The sequence below is a fragment of the Saccharopolyspora sp. NPDC002376 genome, from assembly GCF_053593195.1.
On the sequence record NZ_JBSFBZ010000034.1, the window covers coordinates 60880 to 78521 of the forward strand.

Consider the following 17642-nt stretch of genomic DNA (forward strand, 5'->3'; position numbering starts at 1 on the left):
CGGTGGAGACGTGGCGCGGTGTCGTGAACGGCATCTTCGAAGGAGTCGGGCCCGGCGCGGCGCTCGATGACGCGACAGCGGCCCGGATCGCCCGCGCGCTCGTCCGCGAACCGCTGGGATACCTGGCGGTCGAGGACGAGTACGCGGCGCTGGAGGACGCGATCCGACCGGGCACCGGCCTGGCCGAGGTGGTGCCGGTACCGCACGGTGAGGCCGCCGCGCGCGAGTTCCTGACCGCGGTCCGAAACGAGATGGACGCGCAGCGTCCCTGGCCCGAGCCGGTCTTGCGCCGGTTGCACCCGGTGGGGTGGCGGGACTTCCCGGGCACTCCGGTCGCGCGCGTCGGCATGTCCTACGCGTACCTGGGGATGCTGATCGGGGAGGTGTTCCGGTCCCCCGACGAGCAGGAGGCGCGCCAGGTCCTGGTGCTGCGGCTGGCTTCGGGAGCGGAACTGGCCTTCGTCGCGCCCTGGTGGCGGGGGAGCGACGACGTCGCGGTGCTGCTGCGCGGTTCGGGGCACGCGCCGCGCGACGCGGTGGCCGAACTCGTCCGGGCCACGGATCTCCGACCGGCGGACGTCACGTCGCTGGGATGAACCGGAGCGGCGCGCGGTGGTGGGGGATTTCCCGTGCGCGGCGGTCGAGCGGGCCCCGGGGCGGCGCCGGTGGCCCACACTGCGAGTGGCTGCCGCCGCTGGCCGAACAGACCCAGAGCTCCGAACTGCCGGACGAGCATTGACCGAGGTGACGATGAGCGACGATCTCTCCCGCCGGGCCGCCGACTGGCTGGACCGCACCTACGGGGGCCTGGTCACCCTCACCGGCGGTCAGCCCCTGGTCGACGGCGAGCGGATCCAGCTGTTCGGCTGCGACTACGCCGGTGGCTCCGCCGAGCCGCTGCTGGCCGCCACGATCGCGGTGCCCAAGGACGGCGGCCAGCCGTTCCCGGTCGCCAACGCCGATCCGCTGGACGAGGAGCTCAACCTGGCCGGGTCGACGAACTCCGCCCAGCCGTGGCGCTGGCGGGTCAACGCGCGCAGCTGCCTGGTCGCGACGGACGCCGCGGTGGACCGCCGCCCGGCCTCGGCGCTGCCGTGGGCTCCGCTGGACGAGGCACCCGGCTGGTGGGACCGGATGCTGGCCGCGCACTTCCCGAGCGCGGAGGTGTCCACCTGCTCGACCTGGGCGGACGTGACGTCGATGCTGCTGGAGGGCGGGCCGGGCACGCGCACCGCGGTGTGGCTGCGCAGGCAGCTGTCCGGGACGGAGATCACCGGCCACCTGCTGTACGCGCTCCACGACGCCGACCGGGCCGTCTTCCTGGACGGGCAGCGGGGTTCGCTGGCGCGGCTGGACGACGACGAGATCGGGCAGCTGGTGGTGGCCCGCTTCCACCGGCCCGTCGCGGACGGCACCGAAGTGCTCCGGGCGCCTTGGGAAACGGCCGCACCGGACCTGGAATCCGCGCTGGCCAAGGCGAACAGCTGGCTGGAGCACACCTACCCGGATCCGGTCGTCGTCGTGCGGCCGGACGCGGCGGACGAGACCGAACGCGGTTGGCTGTTCGCCTGCACCACCCGGCGCTTCCAGGAGACCGGCGACTGGCGGGACCAGATGCTCGACGCCGCCCTGGTGGTTCCGAAAGCGGCGGGCGAGGCGCCGTTCGGGCTGCCGAACAACGACCCGTGGAGCTACCTGACCGGCTGGGACGCGCGGCAGGACGGCCTTCCCGAACCCCCGGCACCCGCCGCCGCGGCGTGGTTCGAGCCCACGATGAGCGAACTCGGCCGACCGCTGAGCAGCACCGCCCACCAGAGCTGGGGCGAGACGCTGACCGAGCTCGCCAGCACGCCGAAGGGCTCGAAGTCGCTGGTGTGGGTCCGCCGCAGGGACTTCCGCGGCCGGGAATCGGTGGGCAACCTGCTGGTCGCGGTCAACGAGGGCGGCGAGGTGCGGCTCATCGACTCGCTGGCCGAGAAGGGGCAGCCGTCCTTCGACCAGGACCCGCTGGCCCTGCACGTCATCCGCTACGGCTCGTGACCGGACGGCACGATCCGCACTCCCGGGGCTCGACGGCTTCCGCCGCGAACCGCACGCCCGAAGCCGGGGCTCCGATGATCATGTTGACGTCGGCTGCCGAGGAGGACCGGTTGCGCGAGAAGGTCGAGGACGACCCGTCGCAGCCCGAGCTGTTGATGACCGCGCGGGACGCCTGCCACCGGTTCGATCCGCCCGGTTGCCCCGGTTGCCCCGGTTGCCCCGGTGGTCCGGGGTGAGCCCGTCGCTGATCCTGCTGATCGCGGTGTGCGAATCGGTGGGCGTGGGACTCGTCGGCGCGGTGGTGCTGCGGCTGCTCCGGCGGTGCCCGGTCGGGAACTCGCTGATCGCGGTCATCGTGATCACCGCGTGCGGGACCAACGCGAGCACCACCGCCGTCGTCCTCGTCACGCGGTCCGTCGAAGTGCCGGTGGCGGTGACGCTGCTGGCCAACCTCGTCGCCGGTGCGGTCTCGCTCGGCATCGGCCTGCTGCTCGCCCGGTCGGTGCTGCGGGGCGGCAGGCGGCTGGCCGACGCGCCCCGCGTGCGGTTCCGGCTGCGGGACGACCCGCCGAGCGCGGAGTCCGCCGAGCTGGCGCGGGAGCTGCGGATCACCAGCGACGAACTGGCGGAGTCCAGGCGGCGCGAACGGGCGGTCGAGCAGTCCCGGCGCAAGCTGGTCGCGTGGATCTCGCACGACCTGCGCGGCCCGCTGGCGAGGTTGCGGGCCCTGTCGGAGTCCATTGAGGACGGCGAGCCGGGCGCCCACGTCGCGAAGCTGCGCGCGGACGCCGAGCACCTGACCGGGATGGTGGACGACCTCGTCCAGCTCTCCCAGATCGAGACCGGGACGTTGCGCCTGAACCCCCGTCAGGTGGCCCTCGACGACCTGATCAGCGACGAGGTGGCCGGACTCGCCGTGCTGGCCGCCGACCGCGGGATCCGGTTGCGCGCCAGGAAGGTCGAGCCGGTCACCGTCGTGGTGGACGACCGGTCCATGACCCGCGTGTTCAACAACCTGCTGGACAACGCGATCCGCTGCAGCCCGGAGCGGTCCGCGGTCGCGGTGGACGTCCGCGCGGTGGACGGCTGGGCGGTGGTGTCGGTGACCGACGAGTGCGGCGGGATCCCGCCGCAGGACCTCGCTTCGGTCTTCGACATGGGATGGCGCGATCACCGGCCGGACACCGGGGTGGACCAGGGCGGTGGTTTCGGGCTGACCATCGTGCGCGGCCTGGTGCAGGCACACGGAGGGCACGTGTCGGTGCACAACGTGCCGGGCGGTTGTTGTTTCGACGTCCGGCTGCCGCTGCCGCGCTGAACTTCCCCGGCTGCCGGGAGGCGACCCCCGCAATCCTCGGGCCCGATGAGGGGATTCCCGCGAGCGCGCGGCAAAACCGCGGTTGACCACCCCGGCGTTGGAAACTCGAGTCATGTGGTTCGCGCGTTGTGCCGTCGGAAGCACCGGGGAGGAACGGGTGATCGGGCGTCGCGCCAACCAGCACCCTCACAACGCAGGTCGGAGGAAGAGCGCGATGAACGAGGCCGAATCGGCAACGCACTCGGTGCACCCGGCTGCGCGGGCGCCCGGCGAGCAGGTGCGGGTCGCGGTGTGGGCCGCCGATCCCATCACCTCGACCGGGTTGGCGGAGATGCTGCTGGGCACCGCCGACGTGTTCGTCGCCGTCGATCCGTTCCCCGCCGACGTCGACGTGCTCGTCTTCGCCGCGGACCGCGTGAGCCCGGAGGTCCTGGCCCGCATCAGCAGGGCGGCCGCCGAGTCGGCCGCGCCCGCGGTGCTGGTGACCAGGCAGCTGGACCGGGCCGTTCTGCTGCGGTTGGTCGAGTGCCGCGTGGTCGCGGTGCTGCACCGCGGCGCGGTCACCAGCGAGCGCCTGGTCGGCGCGATCCGCGACGCCGCCGAGCGCGGCGGGGCGCTGCCGAACGACCTGCTGGGCGAGCTGCTGCGGCAGGTGGAGGACCTGCACCGGGACGTCCTGGAACCGCGCGGTCCGAACTCCACCGGTTTCATGGCCCGGGAGATCGACGTCCTGCGGCTGCTGGCGGAGGGCTGGGACACCGAGGAGATCGGCAAGGAGCTCTGCTACTCGGAGCGCACCGTGAAGAACGTCATCTACGCGATGATGAGCCGGTTCAACCTGCGCAACCGGGCGCAGCTGGTGGCGCACGGCGTGCGAACCGGGGTGATCTGAGCGTTTCCGGGGGAACGATCGCCGGACGGGGCGGTCTCGTCGAACTTCGCCGTGCTCAAAGTGGTGCTGCCAGGTGTCGCCCGCGGGTGCTCATCCGAGCGGCGACGCCGGTTCGCGATTCCTCTGCGCACTCGCGGAACTGCCCGTAAATCCCGATCTTGTTCCCGATGTGTTGACCGGTCCCGGTGCCGACTCGAAGCTTGGCCAGTCGTCCGCCGATCGGCGGAGACGAACCGAGAGATCGCCCGCGCGCAACACCCGCGCGATGACGAACACGGGAACGAGTGAAGAACTTTGACTGACAGAACCCTTCAGGGCGAGAGCGCGTCCGCGCCGCCGCGGCACGTCGACGTCGGCGACGCCGGGTACAGCAAGTCCCTGAAAGCCAGGCACATCAACATGATCGCGATAGGTGGCGCGATCGGCACCGGTCTCTTCCTGGGTGCGGGTGGGCGCCTGGCGCAGGCCGGTCCGGCGCTGGCCATCGCGTACGCGGTCTGCGGTGTGTTCGCGTTCTTCGTGGTGCGCGCGCTGGGTGAACTCATCCTGCACCGGCCGTCGTCGGGCGCCTTCGTGTCCTACGCGCGGGAGTTCATGGGCGAGAAGGGCGCTTTCGTCGCCGGGTGGATGTACTTCCTGAACTGGGCCACCACCGGCATCGCCGACATCACCGCCATCGCGCTGTACGCGCACTACTGGAGCCTGTTCACCCCCGTCCCGCAGTGGGTTCTGGCGTTGGTGGCGCTGGTGGCGGTGCTCCTGCTGAACCTGGTGTCGGTGAAGCTGTTCGGCGAGATGGAGTTCTGGTTCGCGATCATCAAGGTCGGCGCGCTGGTGGCGTTCATGTTCGTGGGCATCGGGCTGCTGGTGATGGGCACGCCGATCGGCGGGACGGTGCCCAGTCCGGCGCTGCTGCTCGACCAGGGCGGTGTGCTGCCCAACGGTCTGGTCCCGCTGGTCCTGGTGATCCAGGGAGTGGTCTTCGCCTACGCCGCGGTCGAGCTGGTCGGCGTGGCCGCGGGGGAGACGGAGGACCCGGCGCGGGTCATGCCCAAGGCGATCAACTCGATCATGTGGCGGATCGGCATCTTCTACGTCGGTTCGGTCGTCCTGCTGTCGATGCTGCTGCCGTGGCACGCCTACGAGAAGGGCCAGAGCCCGTTCGTCACGGTCCTGTCCGAGCTCGGCATCCCGGCGGCGGGCGATGTGATGAACCTGGTGGTGCTCACCGCCGCGATGTCCAGCCTCAACTCGGGGCTCTACTCCACCGGCCGCATCCTGCGGTCGATGGCGGCGGCCGGTTCGGCGCCGGGGTTCACCGGCCTGATGAACCGCAACCAGGTGCCCTACGGCGGGATCCTGCTCACCGCGGCGGTCTGCGTGCTGGGCGTGGGCCTGAACTACGTGGTGCCCGCCGCCGCGTTCGAGATCGTGCTGAACTTCGCCGCCATCGCCATCATCACCACCTGGAGCATGATCATGCTCTGCCACCTGCTGTTCGTCCGCAAGGCAAACAGCGGTGAGGTGGTGCGGCCGGGGTACCGGCTGCCCGGCTCGCCGGTGACCCAGATCGCCACCATCGGGTTCCTGCTGTCCGTGGTGGTCCTGATGTGGTTCGACGTCCCGGCCGGGCGGGTGACGCTGATGTGCGTCCCGCTGCTCGCAGCGGCCCTGGCGATCGGCTGGTTCGGCGTCCGCAAGCGGGTAGCCGCGGTGATGGGCACCGGACAGCGGCCCGCCGGTCGGCAGAACCGCCCGAAGGCGGACAACACCTGAGAGCCGCGATCAGCGGGCCGGGTCCGCCCCGGCCCGCTGATCGCCGTCGCAGCGCCGCTCAGTAGCCGAAGTTCTGCGTCCACCACGGGCCGGTCGCGTCGATGTGCAGGCCGACGCCGATGAACCGGAAGTCCCCGTTCAGGATGTTCGCGCGGTGCGGGATGCTGTGCATCCAGGCCCGCACCACCGCGGCGGGTGTCTCCTGCCCGGCCGCGATGTTCTCGCCGCCGGGCTCTTCGAAGCCCGCGGCCAGCATCCGCTCGTACGGCGACGGGCCGCGCGTCGCCTGGTGCGCGAAGAAACCGCGCCGCGCCATGTCAGCGCTGTGCCAGCGCGCGGCGCGCCGCAACCGCTCGTCCACGCGCAGCGGGCCGAGCCGCCGCTTCGCCCGCTCCGCGTTCACCAGTCGCACGACCTTGTCCTCGGTCTGGGTCCGCACCAGGTCGCGGCTGGAACCGACAACCATTCTTCCGAGCCTCCCGAACTCCACCGGCCAGCACCAGCTTCGCCCACCTGGCGCGCGGAACGAGCCGACCGGGACGAGAAGTGGGCGAACGGGCAGTGCGCGGCGACTTTCGTGCAGGAGCGGCGCGATGCCCGCTCCGCTCCGAATTCCTGGCTTCAGGCCGACTGGACCGCACCGGTCCGGGCCGCGAGGCCGGAGTCGAGCAGATCCACATCGGACAGATCGCCACCGTGCACCTCGATCACGCGCCGGAGCGTGGTCCGGTCCTCGCACGACACCGCGCGGCCCCGCACGACCGCGGCGGAGGCCATCAACTCGGCCGCCGACAGCGGTTCGCCGTCGTCCAGGTGGTCGAGCACCTTCGCGGTCTGCTCATCGCTCAGGGCCGAGCCCAGGTGGAAGAGGACCTGCTCCAGGTCGTCGCTGGAGCCCTGCGAGTCGTCCGGGGCGAAGACGCCCCAATCCGTGGCGGACATGCGACCTCCGTACGTCGGACTGCTACCGCCGCCCAAGCTCTCACGGCCGCGCCCGACGAACGGGCGCCGAAGCCGCGCGATGCCCGGAGGACCCCGCGATCCTGCACGTCGGTCTCCCCGACGGCGGCGTCCCTTGTGGACATGTGCGGCTACGGTTCGATGAGCCCGGCCCGGATCGCGTAGCGGGCGAGTTCCAGGCGGTTCCGCAGACCGAGCTTCTGCAGCAGGTTGGCGCGATGCCGCTCGACGGTCTTGACGCTGATGACGAGGATCTCGGCGATCTCCTTCGAGGAGTGGCCCTCCGCGACGAGTTTGAGTATCTCCTCCTCGCGACGGGTGATGGGTCTGGCGGGCACCTCGTCGTCCCGGGCGTGATCGAGGTAGTTGCGGATGAGCGCGGTGACGGCTCCCGGGTAGAGGAAGGGCTCGCCGCGCATCGCCGCCCGGCAGGCCTCGACCAGGTCGCGGTCGGCGACGGACTTGAGCACGTAGCCCGAGGCACCCGCTTTGAGCGCTTCGAAGAAGTACTGCTCGTTGTCGTACATGGTCAGGATGAGGATGCGCATGTCCGGTTGCCTGCGGGACAGTTCCACGGCGGCCTGCAAGCCGGTCAGCCGCGGCATGGCGATGTCGAGGATGGCCAGGTCGGGCTCGTCGGCGCGGGCCTTCTCGACTGCCTCCGCGCCGTCGCCCGCCTCGGCGACGACGGTGAGGTCGGGTTCGTTGTCGAGGATCAGCCGGACGCCGCGCCGGACCAGCGCGTGGTCGTCGGCGAGCAGGATCCGGACCTTCGTCGTGTCGCGCACGGTCACCACCTCTCGTCGTGGACGGGCACGTGCAGGCGCACTTCGGTTTCCCCGCCCGGACCGGAGCCGAGGGTGAGTTCGGCGCCGAGGAGCAGGGCGCGTTCGCGCATGCCCCGGATGCCAGCGCCTTCGGGGGCCTGGCCGAATCCCCGGCCGTCGTCGCGCAGGAGCAGGACCACCCCGGTCGGGACGCGTTGGAGGATCAGGTCGAAGCGCGTCGCGCGGGCGTGGCGGATCGTGTTGGTGAGGCCTTCCTGCGCTATGCGGTAGATGACGAGTTCGGCCGCTTCGCTGAGCTCGGGCAGGTCGTTGGAGACGTGGCAGCGGGCGGTGAGCCCGGTGTGCGGCGGGAGCTCGGTGGTCAGCGCCTTCAGCGCGCTGATCAGGCCGAGCTCCTCCAGCACGCCGGGGCGCAACCTGCGGGCTATCCGGCGGATCTCGTCCAGGCTGTCGCGAGTGGTCTCCTGGACCTGGTGCAGCTCGGCGGCCAGCGGGGCCGGTGCCTGGTCCGCGACCCGTTTGAGTTCGAGCAGGACGGCGGTCAGGGTTTGGCCTACTTCGTCGTGGAGTTCTTGGGCGATGCGGTGGCGTTCGGCTTCCTGCGCGGACAGCGCCCGGGCGCTGCTGTCGGCCCGCTCCTCCTCCAGCCGGTCGAGCATGGTGTTGAACGTCGCGGGATGACGGTGGTGCTGTCCTCGCACTCGCTGGGTGAGCTGCGCGACGTGTGCGATCACCTGATGCTGCTGCACGTCGGCGAGGTGCTGCTCAACGGTGATGTCGAGGAGATCCTCGACGACCACCTCGACGTCGTCGGCCCGGCCGACGACGGATCTTCGGTCACCGGAACGGTGATCTGCACGAGGCGGACGGGCAGGCAGCAGCGCTCGCTCGTCCGCGCGCCCGGCTCGCTGGCGGCGGGCTGGGAAGGGCGGCGGCCGGAGCTCGAAGGGCTCGTGACCGACTACCTGCGGGCCAGGCGGGTCGGCTAGTTCCGCCGCTCACGTGAGGGGAATCCCGCTGCTGCCCGCCGGATTCCGCCCGGATGCGTCCCGCCGGGGCAGGCTGGGGCGGTGGCCGTGCCCGGACCGGGGTGCTCGCGGCCTGTCGCAGCTCGGAGGATGGACGCGGATGAACCAGGCTGAACAGGCGGCGCACCGAGTCTGGCCGCGCACCGCGGGGAATCCGGCGGAGCGGCCCCGGGTGGCGGTGTGGGCCGCGGACCCGATCACGTTGAACGGCCTGACCCAGACGCTCATGGGCCGCGTCGAGCTCTTCGTGGCGACCAGCGAGCTCACCGAGGACGTCGACGTGCTGGTCTTCGCCGCGGACCGGCTCACGACCGAGGTGGTGGCGGCGCTGCGGCGGGCCGGATCGACCGCGCCGGTGGTGCTGGTGGCCGGTGAACTGGACCGGTCGCACCTGCTGGGCGTCGTGGAGTGCGGTGTGGTGGCGGTGCTGCACCGGAGCGCGGCGACCGAGGAGCGGCTGGTCGGCGCGGTCGCGGTGGCGGCCAACGGGGGCGGGGTCCTGCCGCCGAGCGTGCTGGGGGATCTGCTGCGGCAGGTGCAGGAACTGCACGAGGAGGTCCTGGCACCGCGAGGGCTGAACGCGGCGGGGCTGACCCCGCGCGAGATCGACGTGGTGCGGTTGCTGGCGGAGGGTTTGGACACCGAGGAGATCGGGAAGCAGCTCCGCTACTCCGAGCGCACCGTGAAGAACATCATCCACGCGATGACCAGCAGGCTGAAGCTGCGCAACCGCGCGCAACTGGTGGCCCACGGGCTGCGCACCGGCGTCATCTGAGCACCTCGGAGGCGAGCTAGGGGGCTGTCGATCGTGTCCCCGGGGGAGCACCGGTGAACGCGGTGCTGGTCGCGCTGGTCGTGCTGTCCGGGTCGGTGGGCGTCGGACTGCTCGGTGTCGTCGCGCTGCGCCTGCTCCGCCCGTGTCCGGTGGGCTTCTCGCTGCTCGCGGTCATCGGCATCACCGTGTGCGCGCTGAACACCAGCACCGTCACCACCGTGCTGATCGCGCGGTCGGTCGAGGTGCCGCTGGCCGCGCACGTGACGATCAACCTGCTGGCCGGTGCGGTGTCCGTCCTGATCGGATTGCTGCTCGTCCGCGTGGTGCTGGCCGGTCGCGGCCGCCGGGACGTGGCGGTGCCGGACGAGCCCGCGAGTTCCCGGCTTCGCGCGCGGGCGGCGGTGTCGCGGCACGGGCTGGTCGGCCGGGTCTCCCGCGACCCGGTGTACCGGATCCAGGACCGGATCGAGTCCATAGTGGATGGATCGGTCGATGAACCGCCCTCGCACTGCGGTCAGATCCGCGCCAGCACCGAGCGGTTGCTGGGCGTGGTGGACGATCTGCTGGCGCTCTACCGGATCCGAGCGGGCGACAGCGGCCCGGAACCGCGCGAGGTCGCGCTCGACGATCTCGTCAGCGACGAGGTGGCCGAACTGGGCGCGCTGGCCGACGAGAACGGCATCCGGCTGCGGGCCGAAGTGGTCGAGCAGGTCCTGGTGCGCGTGGACGGCCGGATGACCCGGGTGCTCAACGAACTGCTGAGCAACGGCATCCGGTGCAGTCCGGCGGGCGCGGTGGTGTCCGTCGGAGTGCGGGCGTCCGGCGGGCGTCCGGCGGGCAGGCGGTGGTGTCGGTGGCCGACGAGTGCGGTGGAATCCCGGAGCGCGACCTCGGATCGGTCTTCGAAGCGGGCCCCGGGCTGGTCATCGCCCGGGAGATCGTGCGGGCCCACGACGGCGGCATCTCGGTCCGCAACGTGCCCGGCGGCTGCCTCTTCGAAGTCCGGCTGCCGCTGCCTCAGGAACCCGGGACTGCTTCCCGGCGGCCTGCGTGGTGACGCGCTCGACCGCGAGAGCGAATTTCGGCTGAACCCGGGAGCACCTCGCGCCCGTGTAGCAGGTGCGCGGATGTGGTGGTCACGTTGCGCTCAGCGGTGTGGTTCGGGATTGCCCGGACGAGGGAGGAAGCACGTGCGGCACCAGGTCGAGCGCATCGGCGTCAGGGGGTGGCGGCACGCCGTTCCTCGTGGGTCGAAGTGGACTGACCAGGCCACGTGGGGGATATCCCGGCGCGGCCGCTCCGCACCCCGCGACGGCGTCGACGTCTGGCGCAGACTCGTGGTGTCCGCGCCGCGTCGTTCGCGGGCGGCGCGGTGCACTGCTGCTCGTGGTTCAGGTTCGGAGGGTGAACGAGGATGACTTCCCAGACCGGATTGGTGACGCGCCCGGCGGACCGGGCGGCGGGGGGAGAGTCGGAGGATTGGGCGCGGGTGGCGATCTGGGCGGCCGACCCCATCACGCTGACCGGCCTGACCCAGACCCTGATGGCGCGCCTGGACGTGTTCGTCGCGGGCGACGAGCACCCCGGTGACGTGGACGTGCTGGTGTTCGCGCCGGAACGGGTCGACGCCGCGGCCACCGCCGCGCTGCACCGGGCGGTCGCCCGGTGGTCGGCGCCGGTGGTGCTGGTGACCGGCGATCTCGACCGCTCCCACCTGATGAGCCTGGTCGAATCCCGGGTGGTGGCGGTGCTGCACCGGAGCGCGGCGACCGAGCAGCGGTTGATGCGCGCGATCGACCTCGCGGCCAGGGGCGGCGGGGCGATGCCGCCGAACCTGCTCGGCGATCTGCTGCGGCAGATCAAGGACCTCCAGCAGGACGTGCTGGCGCCGCTGGGCATGAACTCCGCGAGCATGACCCCGCGCGAGATCGACGTGGTGCGGCTGCTGGCCGACGGCCTGGACACCGAGGAGATCGGGAACCGGCTGTGCTACTCGCAGCGCACGGTGAAGAACATCATCCAGGCGATGACCAGCCGCCTCAACGTGCGCAACCGGCCGCACCTGGTCGCCTACGGCCTGCGGACCGGTGTCATCTGAGGGCCGTCCCGCGCAGTGGAGGGCCCGCCCGCACGAGCGCACTACCCGTTAGTGTGACGCTCAGCGATGACCACACTACAGGGATGGGGTGGCATGCCACTGTTCTCGGGACGCGGCCGATCGGAGCGCCCGTCCGGCGGGCGCGGTGGTTCGCGGCCGGTGGGGCCGGATTCCGGACCGTTCTCGGTCGAGACCCGGCCGAGGAAGCCCGCACCGCCGGTCCAGCGTCGCAACGACCACAAACTGCTGGTGCTGGCCGGTATCGGCGGCTTGGTGCTGATCGCGGCACCGATCGTGGTCTTCAGCCAGCTGGCGGACCAGGTCGGGCCCGGCGGGGTGCCTGCGGGCTCCGAGGGGTCCGTCATGGGCGAGTACGACCTCGAAGAACCCTATCCGGCTTCACCCCTGCTCCAGGTCTCGCCGCTGCCCGGGGCGTCGTCCCGGTTGGACGGATCGGGGCGGGTGGTGCTGGCGGCGACCAGCGCGAGCGGGTCCGTGCTGATCAGTTCCCAGATGGACGGTTCCCAGGGGCCGGAGTTCAACGGCTGGGTGGACCTGGGCGGCAGCGCCGCGGGCGATCCGGTCCTGGTCACCAACGCGATCGGTGAGATGACCGCTTTCGCCGTCGGCACCGACGGTCACCTGAGGCAGAACCGCGGCCTCCAGCCCGCCGTGGACGGCGAGAGCGAGTGGCGCGATCTCGGGGGCGAGCGGCTGGTCGGCATGCCTGCGGTGGCGCAGGGCGCCGACGGCAAGCTGGTCGTGGCGGCGCGGGGCGCGGACGGCTCGTTGCAGGTGATCCAGCAGACCGCGGTCGTGGCCGACACCTGGGGCGGGTGGCAGCGGTTGCGGGCGCCAGCGGCCCACGATCCGGCGCTCTACCGGGATTCGCACGGCAAGCTGCGGATCTTCGCGTCCGGGCCGGACGGGCAGCTGCGGACGATCTCGCAGGCCAGCACCTCCGCTGCCGAGTGGAACGTGCCGCAGGACCTGGGCGGCTCCGTCGCGGGCCCGCCCGCGGTGGTGATGGATCTGGAGGGCAGGCTCCGGGTCTTCGCGCTGCGCGCGGACGGTTCGCTGGCGCACAACGTCGAGGCGGATGCCGCGTCGAACGCGTGGGTGGGCTGGGCGGATCTGGGCGGGCAGCTGGAGGGCAAGCCGTTCGCCACCGTGGGGCGCAGAGGCGGCGTGGCGGTGCACGTGCTGGACCGCCACGGGACGCTGCGGGAGGTCTACCAGGCCGGGGTGCACCGGGAGAAGTGGTCCGGGTGGCAGGACCGGGGTGGCAGCGCGGCCAGAGCGGTGTCGGTGATCCAGGACGCGCAGGGCCGGTTCGTCGTGCACGCGATCGGCAGGACGGGCGGCATGGAGCGGGCCTACCAACGGGTTCCCTCCTCCAGCGACTGGTCCGGCTGGGCCACCGATCTCGGCGGTGCCTTCCGCACCGGCTGAACCCGCGCGCCCCGCGATGTCCGAGGCGCGGTCTTTAGACTGAGCGCATGCGCAGGGTGGTGGGCAAGAACGTCGTGGAGTTCTCCGCGGAGCAGTTCGACGAGATGGTGGAGCGGTACTCCGGCGGCGTGGTCCTCGACGTCGGGGCGGGCAACGCCAAGCACGCCTACCACCTCGCGCGCGGCGCAGGACACGCTGGTGATCGCGCTCGACGCGGCCAAGGACAACATGCAGAAGATCGCCGGGAAGGCCAAGGGGTCCCCGGCCAAGGGCGGTGCGGCGAACCTGCTGTGCGTGTGGGCGGCCGCGGAGAAGCCGCCCGCCGAGCTGCACAGCGTCACGGAGCTGCACTCGCTGATGCCGTGGGGGAGCCTGCTGCGCGGGATGCTCGGCTCCGATGCGGAGATGCTGCAGGGGCTCGCGCGGCTCTGCGTGCCCGGTGCGGAGTTCCTGGTCACGCATCAACCTGCACGCGTGGCGGCCGCCGGTCCCGGAGGTCGGCGATCACCCGGAGCCGACCCCGGATTCGGCGATGGAGCAGCTCACCCCCTACTACGCGGCGGGCGGGTGGACGCTGAACGAGGCGAGGTACTTCGGGGCCGAGGAGCTCGACGCGCTGGCCACGTCGTGGACCCGGCGGCTGGGCTCGACGCGCGACGAACTCGACGTGCTCGGGCTCACCGGTGTCATCGGCAAGTGACGGAGGACGTGATGGCGGACGTGCTGCTGCGCTTGAAGTGCCGGGGGCACAACGACATTCGCGCCACGCACGGCAAGACCCTGGAGTTCGCGGTCGATCCGGAGATCACCGCGCGCGCGACCTGCGTCGTGGGGGTGGCCGCGGAGGTGGTCGAGCTCGGCGCGCCGGGCCGGTGCGGATCACCATCGGCGTCGGCGACCGCAGCGCGACGGTGCGCGCGGTGGCGAACTCGTTGTGGCGCCCCGGAACGACGGCGGTGGTGCGGCGCAGCGGCGAGCGGCTGGCGAACACGCTGGCCACCGATGCCGATCTCGCGGCGAGCACGCTGCCCCGCGAGCTCCTGGACGGCCTCCGCGACCCCGAGTGCGAAGTGGACATCACGGTCGAGCGCGACGCCGAGGCCAAGGGCGGGCTGGTGTTCTTCCACGTGCGGGAGAGCGACAGCCCGAGGCTCGCCGCCGAAGTCGCGTGCGCGGATCACGTCCTCGTGGAGGATCAGCAAGCCCGCGCGCTGGTCGCCGCGGTGAAGGGCGCAGACCAGTTCGTCGGCGACGCGCGCAAAGCCGACCGCGCCGAACTGCGCGCCGCCTTGGAGCGGGGCGAACGCGTTCTGGTGGTGTCAGCGGTCGCCACTCGCAGCGACGCGGTCGCCGAACTGCTGGCCGCAACCGGAAACGTGCCCTTCGAGGTGCTGGGCCTGCCCGCGCAGCTGGTGGTCGCCGCGATCGCCCCGACCACGGCTCCGGTGGTGCTGGTCGAGGACACCGTCCGGCGGGGCATCGTCAAGGCCGTCCGCAAGCAGCCGAACGCCGCAGTCGTCTTCCGCTGCGCCGCCGACCAGCTACCGGGAATCGCCGAGGAAGCGGGCGAGCGCCGAGCAGCGGTGCTGCCGGTGGGAACCCCGGAACGCCCACGCCTGGGCACCACCTCGAACCTCCCGCCCAGCGCAACCCCCGAACTCCTCTGCTGCCTCGCCCCCGCCGCCGACGCGGCAGAGGACACCGACGTGGACGCCCCGGCCCTGATCCGAGCCCTCCTCGACCAGGGCGTCTCCCAGAAGACGATCTCCCGAGCCCTGATCGACTCAGCGGGCTGGCCCCGCCGCCAGGCCTACGACCTGGTCCTGAACCTCACCAACAACACCGAGTGACCGGGTCGTCAAGTAGCTGCGTGAGAGGTGCCTTTCTCGCTGCCCTGTGAGCTGTGCTGTTATCCCTGGTCAGAGTGACTGTTAAGCCTGCTCCAGAATCTCACTCGCATGACCCTGTGGCACCTTCGGTTTTGCCTGGTCAGAAGCTTGTGGGAGCTGTGTTGCCACGCGGCTGCCGCACGGAAGATCATCAAGTATCAGTCGCGTGCGGTGCCGTCCGGCCGCACGACACTGACCGGAACGTTGCGTTCCCGAGCGGCGTTGACGACGTCCGCAGTGCCGCCGTATCCGCGGGCCGGTTCGCCGTCCCAGACGGCAACGAGGCGGTCGACCATCTCGATCATCTTGACGCTGGCGGCCATGTGCGATTCGGAGGTCGAGTCCGGGTAGCCGAGTTGAACAACTTCGGAGTCCCGTTGGAGGAAGGGTGTCGTGCTCGGAGTGGTGATCTTCGGGAAGGTTATCGCGGTAGTTGGCGGCGGGGACGATCACCACCAGCTTGCCGCCTCGATCTAGGACAGCTCGGGCAAAGAGCGCGTCCGCGCCGTCCGCGCATTTGATCTCGAAGGGTGGTGTTCGCCGGTGAGGGCTGCGAGCACGACTGCGATTTCCTGGACGGTTGCGCGGATGTATGTGGTGGTTGTGGCGTCACCGGTGTTGTCGGTGTGGCCGGCGTAGGCGCGGGCGGTGGCGTAGCCGTAGTTGCGTTCGACCCAGGTGAGGGTGGTGTGGCGTAGCCAGTGTGTGCTGATTTGTTGGGTGGCGGCCCAGGGCAGGTGGGTGCCGATGCGGTGCCAGAGGTGGTCGTAGCGGCGGGTGGTGATTGGTCTGCCGTTGGTGTAGCGCAACAGCTGTCCGGCGCGCGGTGCTCCGCGTTGGTCGGCGTGTTGTTGGAGGTGGGTCATGAGGGTGGGGGAGACGGGTTGCCAGCGGTGGGTTTCGCCTTTTTCTCTCAGGAGGATCAGGCATTGGGTGGGGTCGAGGTCTTGGGGGCGGAGGGCGAGTGCACCGCCGCGGCGGCAGGCGGTTTCGGTGTGCAGGCGGAGGATGAGGGTGTCGAGCGCGGGGTCGTTGCCGGTGGTGGCAGCGATGTGGTTGATCTCGGTCAGGCGGGTGTCAGCGACGGCGCGGCGGGTGGAGGGAAGTCGGCGGGGTTTGGCGACTTTGGTGGCTGGGTTGTTGGCAGGGGTAATGATTTTGTCGTTTTCGGCGTGTCGGTAGAGGCAGCGCAGGGCGGCGATGAGGTGTTCGCCGGCGCTGCGTCCGCCGCGTGCGTTGCGGCGGGTGATGACGTGGGTCTTGATGTGTTCGACGAGTTGCTTGATTTCCGATGGGGTGGGTTCGTCCAGGCACCGGTGGCCCCAGTGGTTTTCGATGCGGTTCCAGTAGGAGCTGTAGACGCGCCGGGTGCCGTCGGTGACGGCGGCGGAGACGATCGGGATGTAGTCGGCGAAGGTGGGCACCGGCGGCCGGTCCGAGGGTGTAGCGAGAAGATCTTCGGCCGACACACCGAGACGGTCCAGGAGTAGCCGTGCAGCGTCCAGATCGGCCTGCGGCGCACCCGAGGACTGAGGTTGGGCCGTCATGGGCGATCACCATCCAACCGTTCGGCGTGGCAGTGGGTGATCATGTCGTCCAACACAGCGGGCGGGTGCACAACGAGCAAACCGCGGTCGGGCTCGGCTGCGAGCAGGACCCGGTCACCGGGCAGTAGACCGCTGCAGTGCCGAACCGGGGCCGGAAGCCGCAGATGCCCCTGCTTGGTGATCGTGAACACGCCACGAGGGTCGATCTGGATGATCAGGAGGCGACGGGTTTCGCGGATCGCTAGTCGTGTGCCGGGTGTCCAACCCAGAGCACGTAGCACTGCTTGATCGGCGACCCGGCCCCGGTCATCGACCGCGGCCAACCCGTAGGTCACGCCACGCTCGTGCGGTGTCGGGACGGTGGGGAGGGGAAGTGCTCGATGGAGAGATCGGGGGCGCCCGACCGTCGACGCGCTGTCCTGCTGCACAGGCGTTGCGGAGGGAATCACCGGCCTAATCACGGAGCGGGTCACATCGACCTCCCCCACCACGTACAGTGGGGCGACCGAGAGAACGCTGAAACAGCGTGTTGGAGTGCCTTCAAATACTGGCACGTGAGATGTAGCAGGGATGCCACATTTTTGTGTCCGAGGGGCGACTTGCACACTATCCACCCGTGTCATGCTTCCCGAAATCGCTTGAGGTAGGGGGCTTTTGCTGTCCCGCCTGTCCCGTCGCGTGTCCGTCTGGGACGCCTTGGCGGGACAGGCGGATTTGCCTTTCGAACTGCGAAAATGTCGCGTGGTCCACGTTCGGGACAGGTGCTGCAGGGTGTCCCGGCGTGTGGTACACAGCCCTCCACGTGGCGTGTCTAGCGGGTACTCGGTAGCGGGTGTCAACGGCGGCCGAATGTGGGCTCTGGCACGGTTTCCGTGAATCTGGCCCGGGGTTCAGTCGCTGAGCAGGATGCGTTTGCGGAGCAGGTCGGGCTTGGCTCGGCCGAACATCTGTCTTTTGATCATTTTTATGCGGTTGACATGTCCTTCCACCGGGCCGCTGTTGTAGGGCAGGGTCAGTCCGGCGGTGACGGCGTCTTGGTCGCGGCGGAGTCCGAGAACGAAGGAGTGCAAGCCTGGTTG

Annotated in this window: 20 protein-coding genes and 3 pseudogenes; 14 read left to right on the forward strand and 9 right to left on the reverse strand. The window is 70.7% G+C overall.

Annotated features, from left to right (window positions below; translation table 11 throughout):
• The first annotated feature begins 2 nt into the window (after nt 1-2).
• The 6 genes from ACWCO2_RS22260 to ACWCO2_RS22285 all read left to right on the forward strand — a co-directional run bounded on the left by ACWCO2_RS22260 (nt 3) and on the right by ACWCO2_RS22285 (nt 6026).
• Nucleotides 3-596 (forward strand): hypothetical protein, encoded by a 594-nt coding sequence (locus ACWCO2_RS22260; protein ID WP_450129674.1) that lies wholly within the window; start codon nt 3-5, stop codon nt 594-596.
• 154 nt (nt 597-750) lie between these two features.
• The gene (locus tag ACWCO2_RS22265) at nt 751-2040 is read left to right on the forward strand and encodes a YrhB domain-containing protein (RefSeq protein WP_450129675.1); all 1290 of its coding nucleotides are present in this window, start codon (nt 751-753) and stop codon (nt 2038-2040) included.
• The gene (locus tag ACWCO2_RS22270) at nt 2037-2276 is read left to right on the forward strand and encodes a hypothetical protein (RefSeq protein ID WP_450129676.1); all 240 of its coding nucleotides are present in this window, start codon (nt 2037-2039) and stop codon (nt 2274-2276) included. Before ACWCO2_RS22265 ends, ACWCO2_RS22270 begins: the two co-directional genes overlap by 4 nt.
• The gene (locus tag ACWCO2_RS22275; RefSeq protein WP_450129677.1) at nt 2273-3358 is read left to right on the forward strand and encodes a sensor histidine kinase; all 1086 of its coding nucleotides are present in this window, start codon (nt 2273-2275) and stop codon (nt 3356-3358) included. The genes ACWCO2_RS22270 and ACWCO2_RS22275 overlap by 4 nt, the downstream gene beginning before the upstream one ends.
• A gap of 214 nt (nt 3359-3572) precedes the next feature.
• Nucleotides 3573-4250 (forward strand): response regulator transcription factor, encoded by a 678-nt coding sequence (locus ACWCO2_RS22280; protein WP_450129678.1) that lies wholly within the window; start codon nt 3573-3575, stop codon nt 4248-4250.
• A 399-nt stretch (nt 4251-4649) separates the two neighbouring features.
• Complete coding sequence (locus tag ACWCO2_RS22285; RefSeq protein ID WP_450129691.1) at nt 4650-6026, forward strand: amino acid permease; 1377 nt, start codon at nt 4650-4652, stop codon at nt 6024-6026.
• A 58-nt stretch (nt 6027-6084) separates the two neighbouring features.
• Here the strand turns inward: ACWCO2_RS22285 and ACWCO2_RS22290 are convergent, their stop codons facing one another.
• From ACWCO2_RS22290 to ACWCO2_RS22305, 4 genes are all read right to left on the reverse strand, one after another.
• The gene (locus ACWCO2_RS22290; RefSeq protein ID WP_450129679.1) at nt 6085-6492 is read right to left on the reverse strand and encodes a CAP domain-containing protein; all 408 of its coding nucleotides are present in this window, start codon (nt 6490-6492) and stop codon (nt 6085-6087) included.
• Between the two features lie 155 nt (nt 6493-6647).
• A complete protein-coding gene (locus ACWCO2_RS22295; protein WP_450129680.1) occupies nt 6648-6968 on the reverse strand; it encodes a hypothetical protein in 321 nt (106 codons plus the stop codon).
• 149 nt (nt 6969-7117) lie between these two features.
• Nucleotides 7118-7774, reverse strand: a complete 657-nt coding sequence (locus ACWCO2_RS22300) for a response regulator (protein ID WP_450129681.1) — start codon at nt 7772-7774, stop codon at nt 7118-7120.
• Between the two features lie 2 nt (nt 7775-7776).
• Nucleotides 7777-8433: a sensor histidine kinase gene (locus tag ACWCO2_RS22305; protein ID WP_450129682.1), complete on the reverse strand. Its 657-nt coding sequence runs from the start codon at nt 8431-8433 to the stop codon at nt 7777-7779.
• A gap of 18 nt (nt 8434-8451) precedes the next feature.
• On the opposite strand from ACWCO2_RS22305, the gene ACWCO2_RS22310 reads away from it, so the two are divergent.
• Nucleotides 8452-8763 carry a hypothetical protein gene (locus ACWCO2_RS22310; RefSeq protein ID WP_450129683.1) on the forward strand — a complete coding sequence of 104 codons (312 nt, stop codon included), beginning with the start codon at nt 8452-8454 and terminating at the stop codon, nt 8761-8763.
• Nucleotides 8764-8902: 139 nt separating this feature from the next.
• Nucleotides 8903-9577 (forward strand): helix-turn-helix transcriptional regulator, encoded by a 675-nt coding sequence (locus tag ACWCO2_RS22315; RefSeq protein WP_450129684.1) that lies wholly within the window; start codon nt 8903-8905, stop codon nt 9575-9577.
• 16 nt (nt 9578-9593) lie between these two features.
• On the opposite strand, the gene ACWCO2_RS22320 is transcribed toward ACWCO2_RS22315, so the two are convergent.
• Nucleotides 9594-10052 (reverse strand): hypothetical protein, encoded by a 459-nt coding sequence (locus ACWCO2_RS22320; RefSeq protein WP_450129685.1) that lies wholly within the window; start codon nt 10050-10052, stop codon nt 9594-9596.
• A gap of 372 nt (nt 10053-10424) precedes the next feature.
• On the opposite strand from ACWCO2_RS22320, the gene ACWCO2_RS22325 reads away from it, so the two are divergent.
• The 6 genes and pseudogenes from ACWCO2_RS22325 (at nt 10425) to ACWCO2_RS22350 (ending at nt 14977) form a co-directional block, all read left to right on the forward strand.
• On the forward strand, nt 10425-10634 hold the full coding sequence (locus tag ACWCO2_RS22325) for an ATP-binding protein (RefSeq protein ID WP_450129692.1): 210 nt from the start codon (nt 10425-10427) through the stop codon (nt 10632-10634).
• Between the two features lie 357 nt (nt 10635-10991).
• Entirely contained in the window at nt 10992-11675 is a 684-nt protein-coding gene (locus tag ACWCO2_RS22330; protein WP_450129686.1) for a helix-turn-helix transcriptional regulator, read from the forward strand.
• Nucleotides 11676-11768: 93 nt separating this feature from the next.
• A complete protein-coding gene (locus tag ACWCO2_RS22335) occupies nt 11769-13127 on the forward strand; it encodes a hypothetical protein (RefSeq protein ID WP_450129687.1) in 1359 nt (452 codons plus the stop codon).
• A gap of 47 nt (nt 13128-13174) precedes the next feature.
• Nucleotides 13175-13827 (forward strand): annotated as a pseudogene (kamC, locus tag ACWCO2_RS22340) (16S rRNA (adenine(1408)-N(1))-methyltransferase KamC).
• 11 nt (nt 13828-13838) lie between these two features.
• Nucleotides 13839-13964 (forward strand): annotated as a pseudogene (locus tag ACWCO2_RS22345) (DUF371 domain-containing protein); the annotation flags it as partial.
• Nucleotides 13965-13999: 35 nt separating this feature from the next.
• Nucleotides 14000-14977 carry a hypothetical protein gene (locus tag ACWCO2_RS22350; RefSeq protein ID WP_450129693.1) on the forward strand — a complete coding sequence of 326 codons (978 nt, stop codon included), beginning with the start codon at nt 14000-14002 and terminating at the stop codon, nt 14975-14977.
• A gap of 197 nt (nt 14978-15174) precedes the next feature.
• Here the strand turns inward: ACWCO2_RS22350 and ACWCO2_RS22355 are convergent, their stop codons facing one another.
• The 4 genes and pseudogenes from ACWCO2_RS22355 to ACWCO2_RS22370 all read right to left on the reverse strand — a co-directional run.
• Nucleotides 15175-15339 (reverse strand): hypothetical protein, encoded by a 165-nt coding sequence (locus tag ACWCO2_RS22355; RefSeq protein WP_450129688.1) that lies wholly within the window; start codon nt 15337-15339, stop codon nt 15175-15177.
• 150 nt (nt 15340-15489) lie between these two features.
• Nucleotides 15490-16563 (reverse strand): tyrosine-type recombinase/integrase, encoded by a 1074-nt coding sequence (locus ACWCO2_RS22360; protein WP_450129689.1) that lies wholly within the window; start codon nt 16561-16563, stop codon nt 15490-15492.
• Nucleotides 16560-16898 (reverse strand): AbrB/MazE/SpoVT family DNA-binding domain-containing protein, encoded by a 339-nt coding sequence (locus ACWCO2_RS22365; RefSeq protein ID WP_450129690.1) that lies wholly within the window; start codon nt 16896-16898, stop codon nt 16560-16562. The genes ACWCO2_RS22360 and ACWCO2_RS22365 overlap by 4 nt, the downstream gene beginning before the upstream one ends.
• Nucleotides 16899-17453: 555 nt before the next feature.
• Nucleotides 17454-17642: pseudogene (locus ACWCO2_RS22370) on the reverse strand (ISL3-like element ISAzba9 family transposase); the annotation flags it as partial.

Excerpts from the sequence above, each read along its gene's own strand:
- ACWCO2_RS22265 (WP_450129675.1), top strand. The coding sequence starts at position 751 with ATGAGCGACGATCTCTCCCGCCGGGCCGCCGACTGGCTGGACCGCACC.
- ACWCO2_RS22280 (WP_450129678.1), top strand. The coding sequence starts at position 3,573 with ATGAACGAGGCCGAATCGGCAACGCACTCGGTGCACCCGGCTGCGCGG.
- ACWCO2_RS22285 (WP_450129691.1), top strand. The coding sequence starts at position 4,650 with ATGATCGCGATAGGTGGCGCGATCGGCACCGGTCTCTTCCTGGGTGCG.
- ACWCO2_RS22290 (WP_450129679.1), bottom strand. The coding sequence starts at position 6,492 with ATGGTTGTCGGTTCCAGCCGCGACCTGGTGCGGACCCAGACCGAGGAC.
- ACWCO2_RS22295 (WP_450129680.1), bottom strand. The coding sequence starts at position 6,968 with ATGTCCGCCACGGATTGGGGCGTCTTCGCCCCGGACGACTCGCAGGGC.
- ACWCO2_RS22305 (WP_450129682.1), bottom strand. The coding sequence starts at position 8,433 with ATGCTCGACCGGCTGGAGGAGGAGCGGGCCGACAGCAGCGCCCGGGCG.
- ACWCO2_RS22310 (WP_450129683.1), top strand. The coding sequence starts at position 8,452 with ATGACGGTGGTGCTGTCCTCGCACTCGCTGGGTGAGCTGCGCGACGTG.
- ACWCO2_RS22315 (WP_450129684.1), top strand. The coding sequence starts at position 8,903 with ATGAACCAGGCTGAACAGGCGGCGCACCGAGTCTGGCCGCGCACCGCG.
- ACWCO2_RS22320 (WP_450129685.1), bottom strand. The coding sequence starts at position 10,052 with ATGGACTCGATCCGGTCCTGGATCCGGTACACCGGGTCGCGGGAGACC.
- ACWCO2_RS22330 (WP_450129686.1), top strand. The coding sequence starts at position 10,992 with ATGACTTCCCAGACCGGATTGGTGACGCGCCCGGCGGACCGGGCGGCG.
- ACWCO2_RS22335 (WP_450129687.1), top strand. The coding sequence starts at position 11,769 with ATGCCACTGTTCTCGGGACGCGGCCGATCGGAGCGCCCGTCCGGCGGG.
- ACWCO2_RS22355 (WP_450129688.1), bottom strand. The coding sequence starts at position 15,339 with ATGGCCGCCAGCGTCAAGATGATCGAGATGGTCGACCGCCTCGTTGCC.
- ACWCO2_RS22360 (WP_450129689.1), bottom strand. The coding sequence starts at position 16,563 with ATGACGGCCCAACCTCAGTCCTCGGGTGCGCCGCAGGCCGATCTGGAC.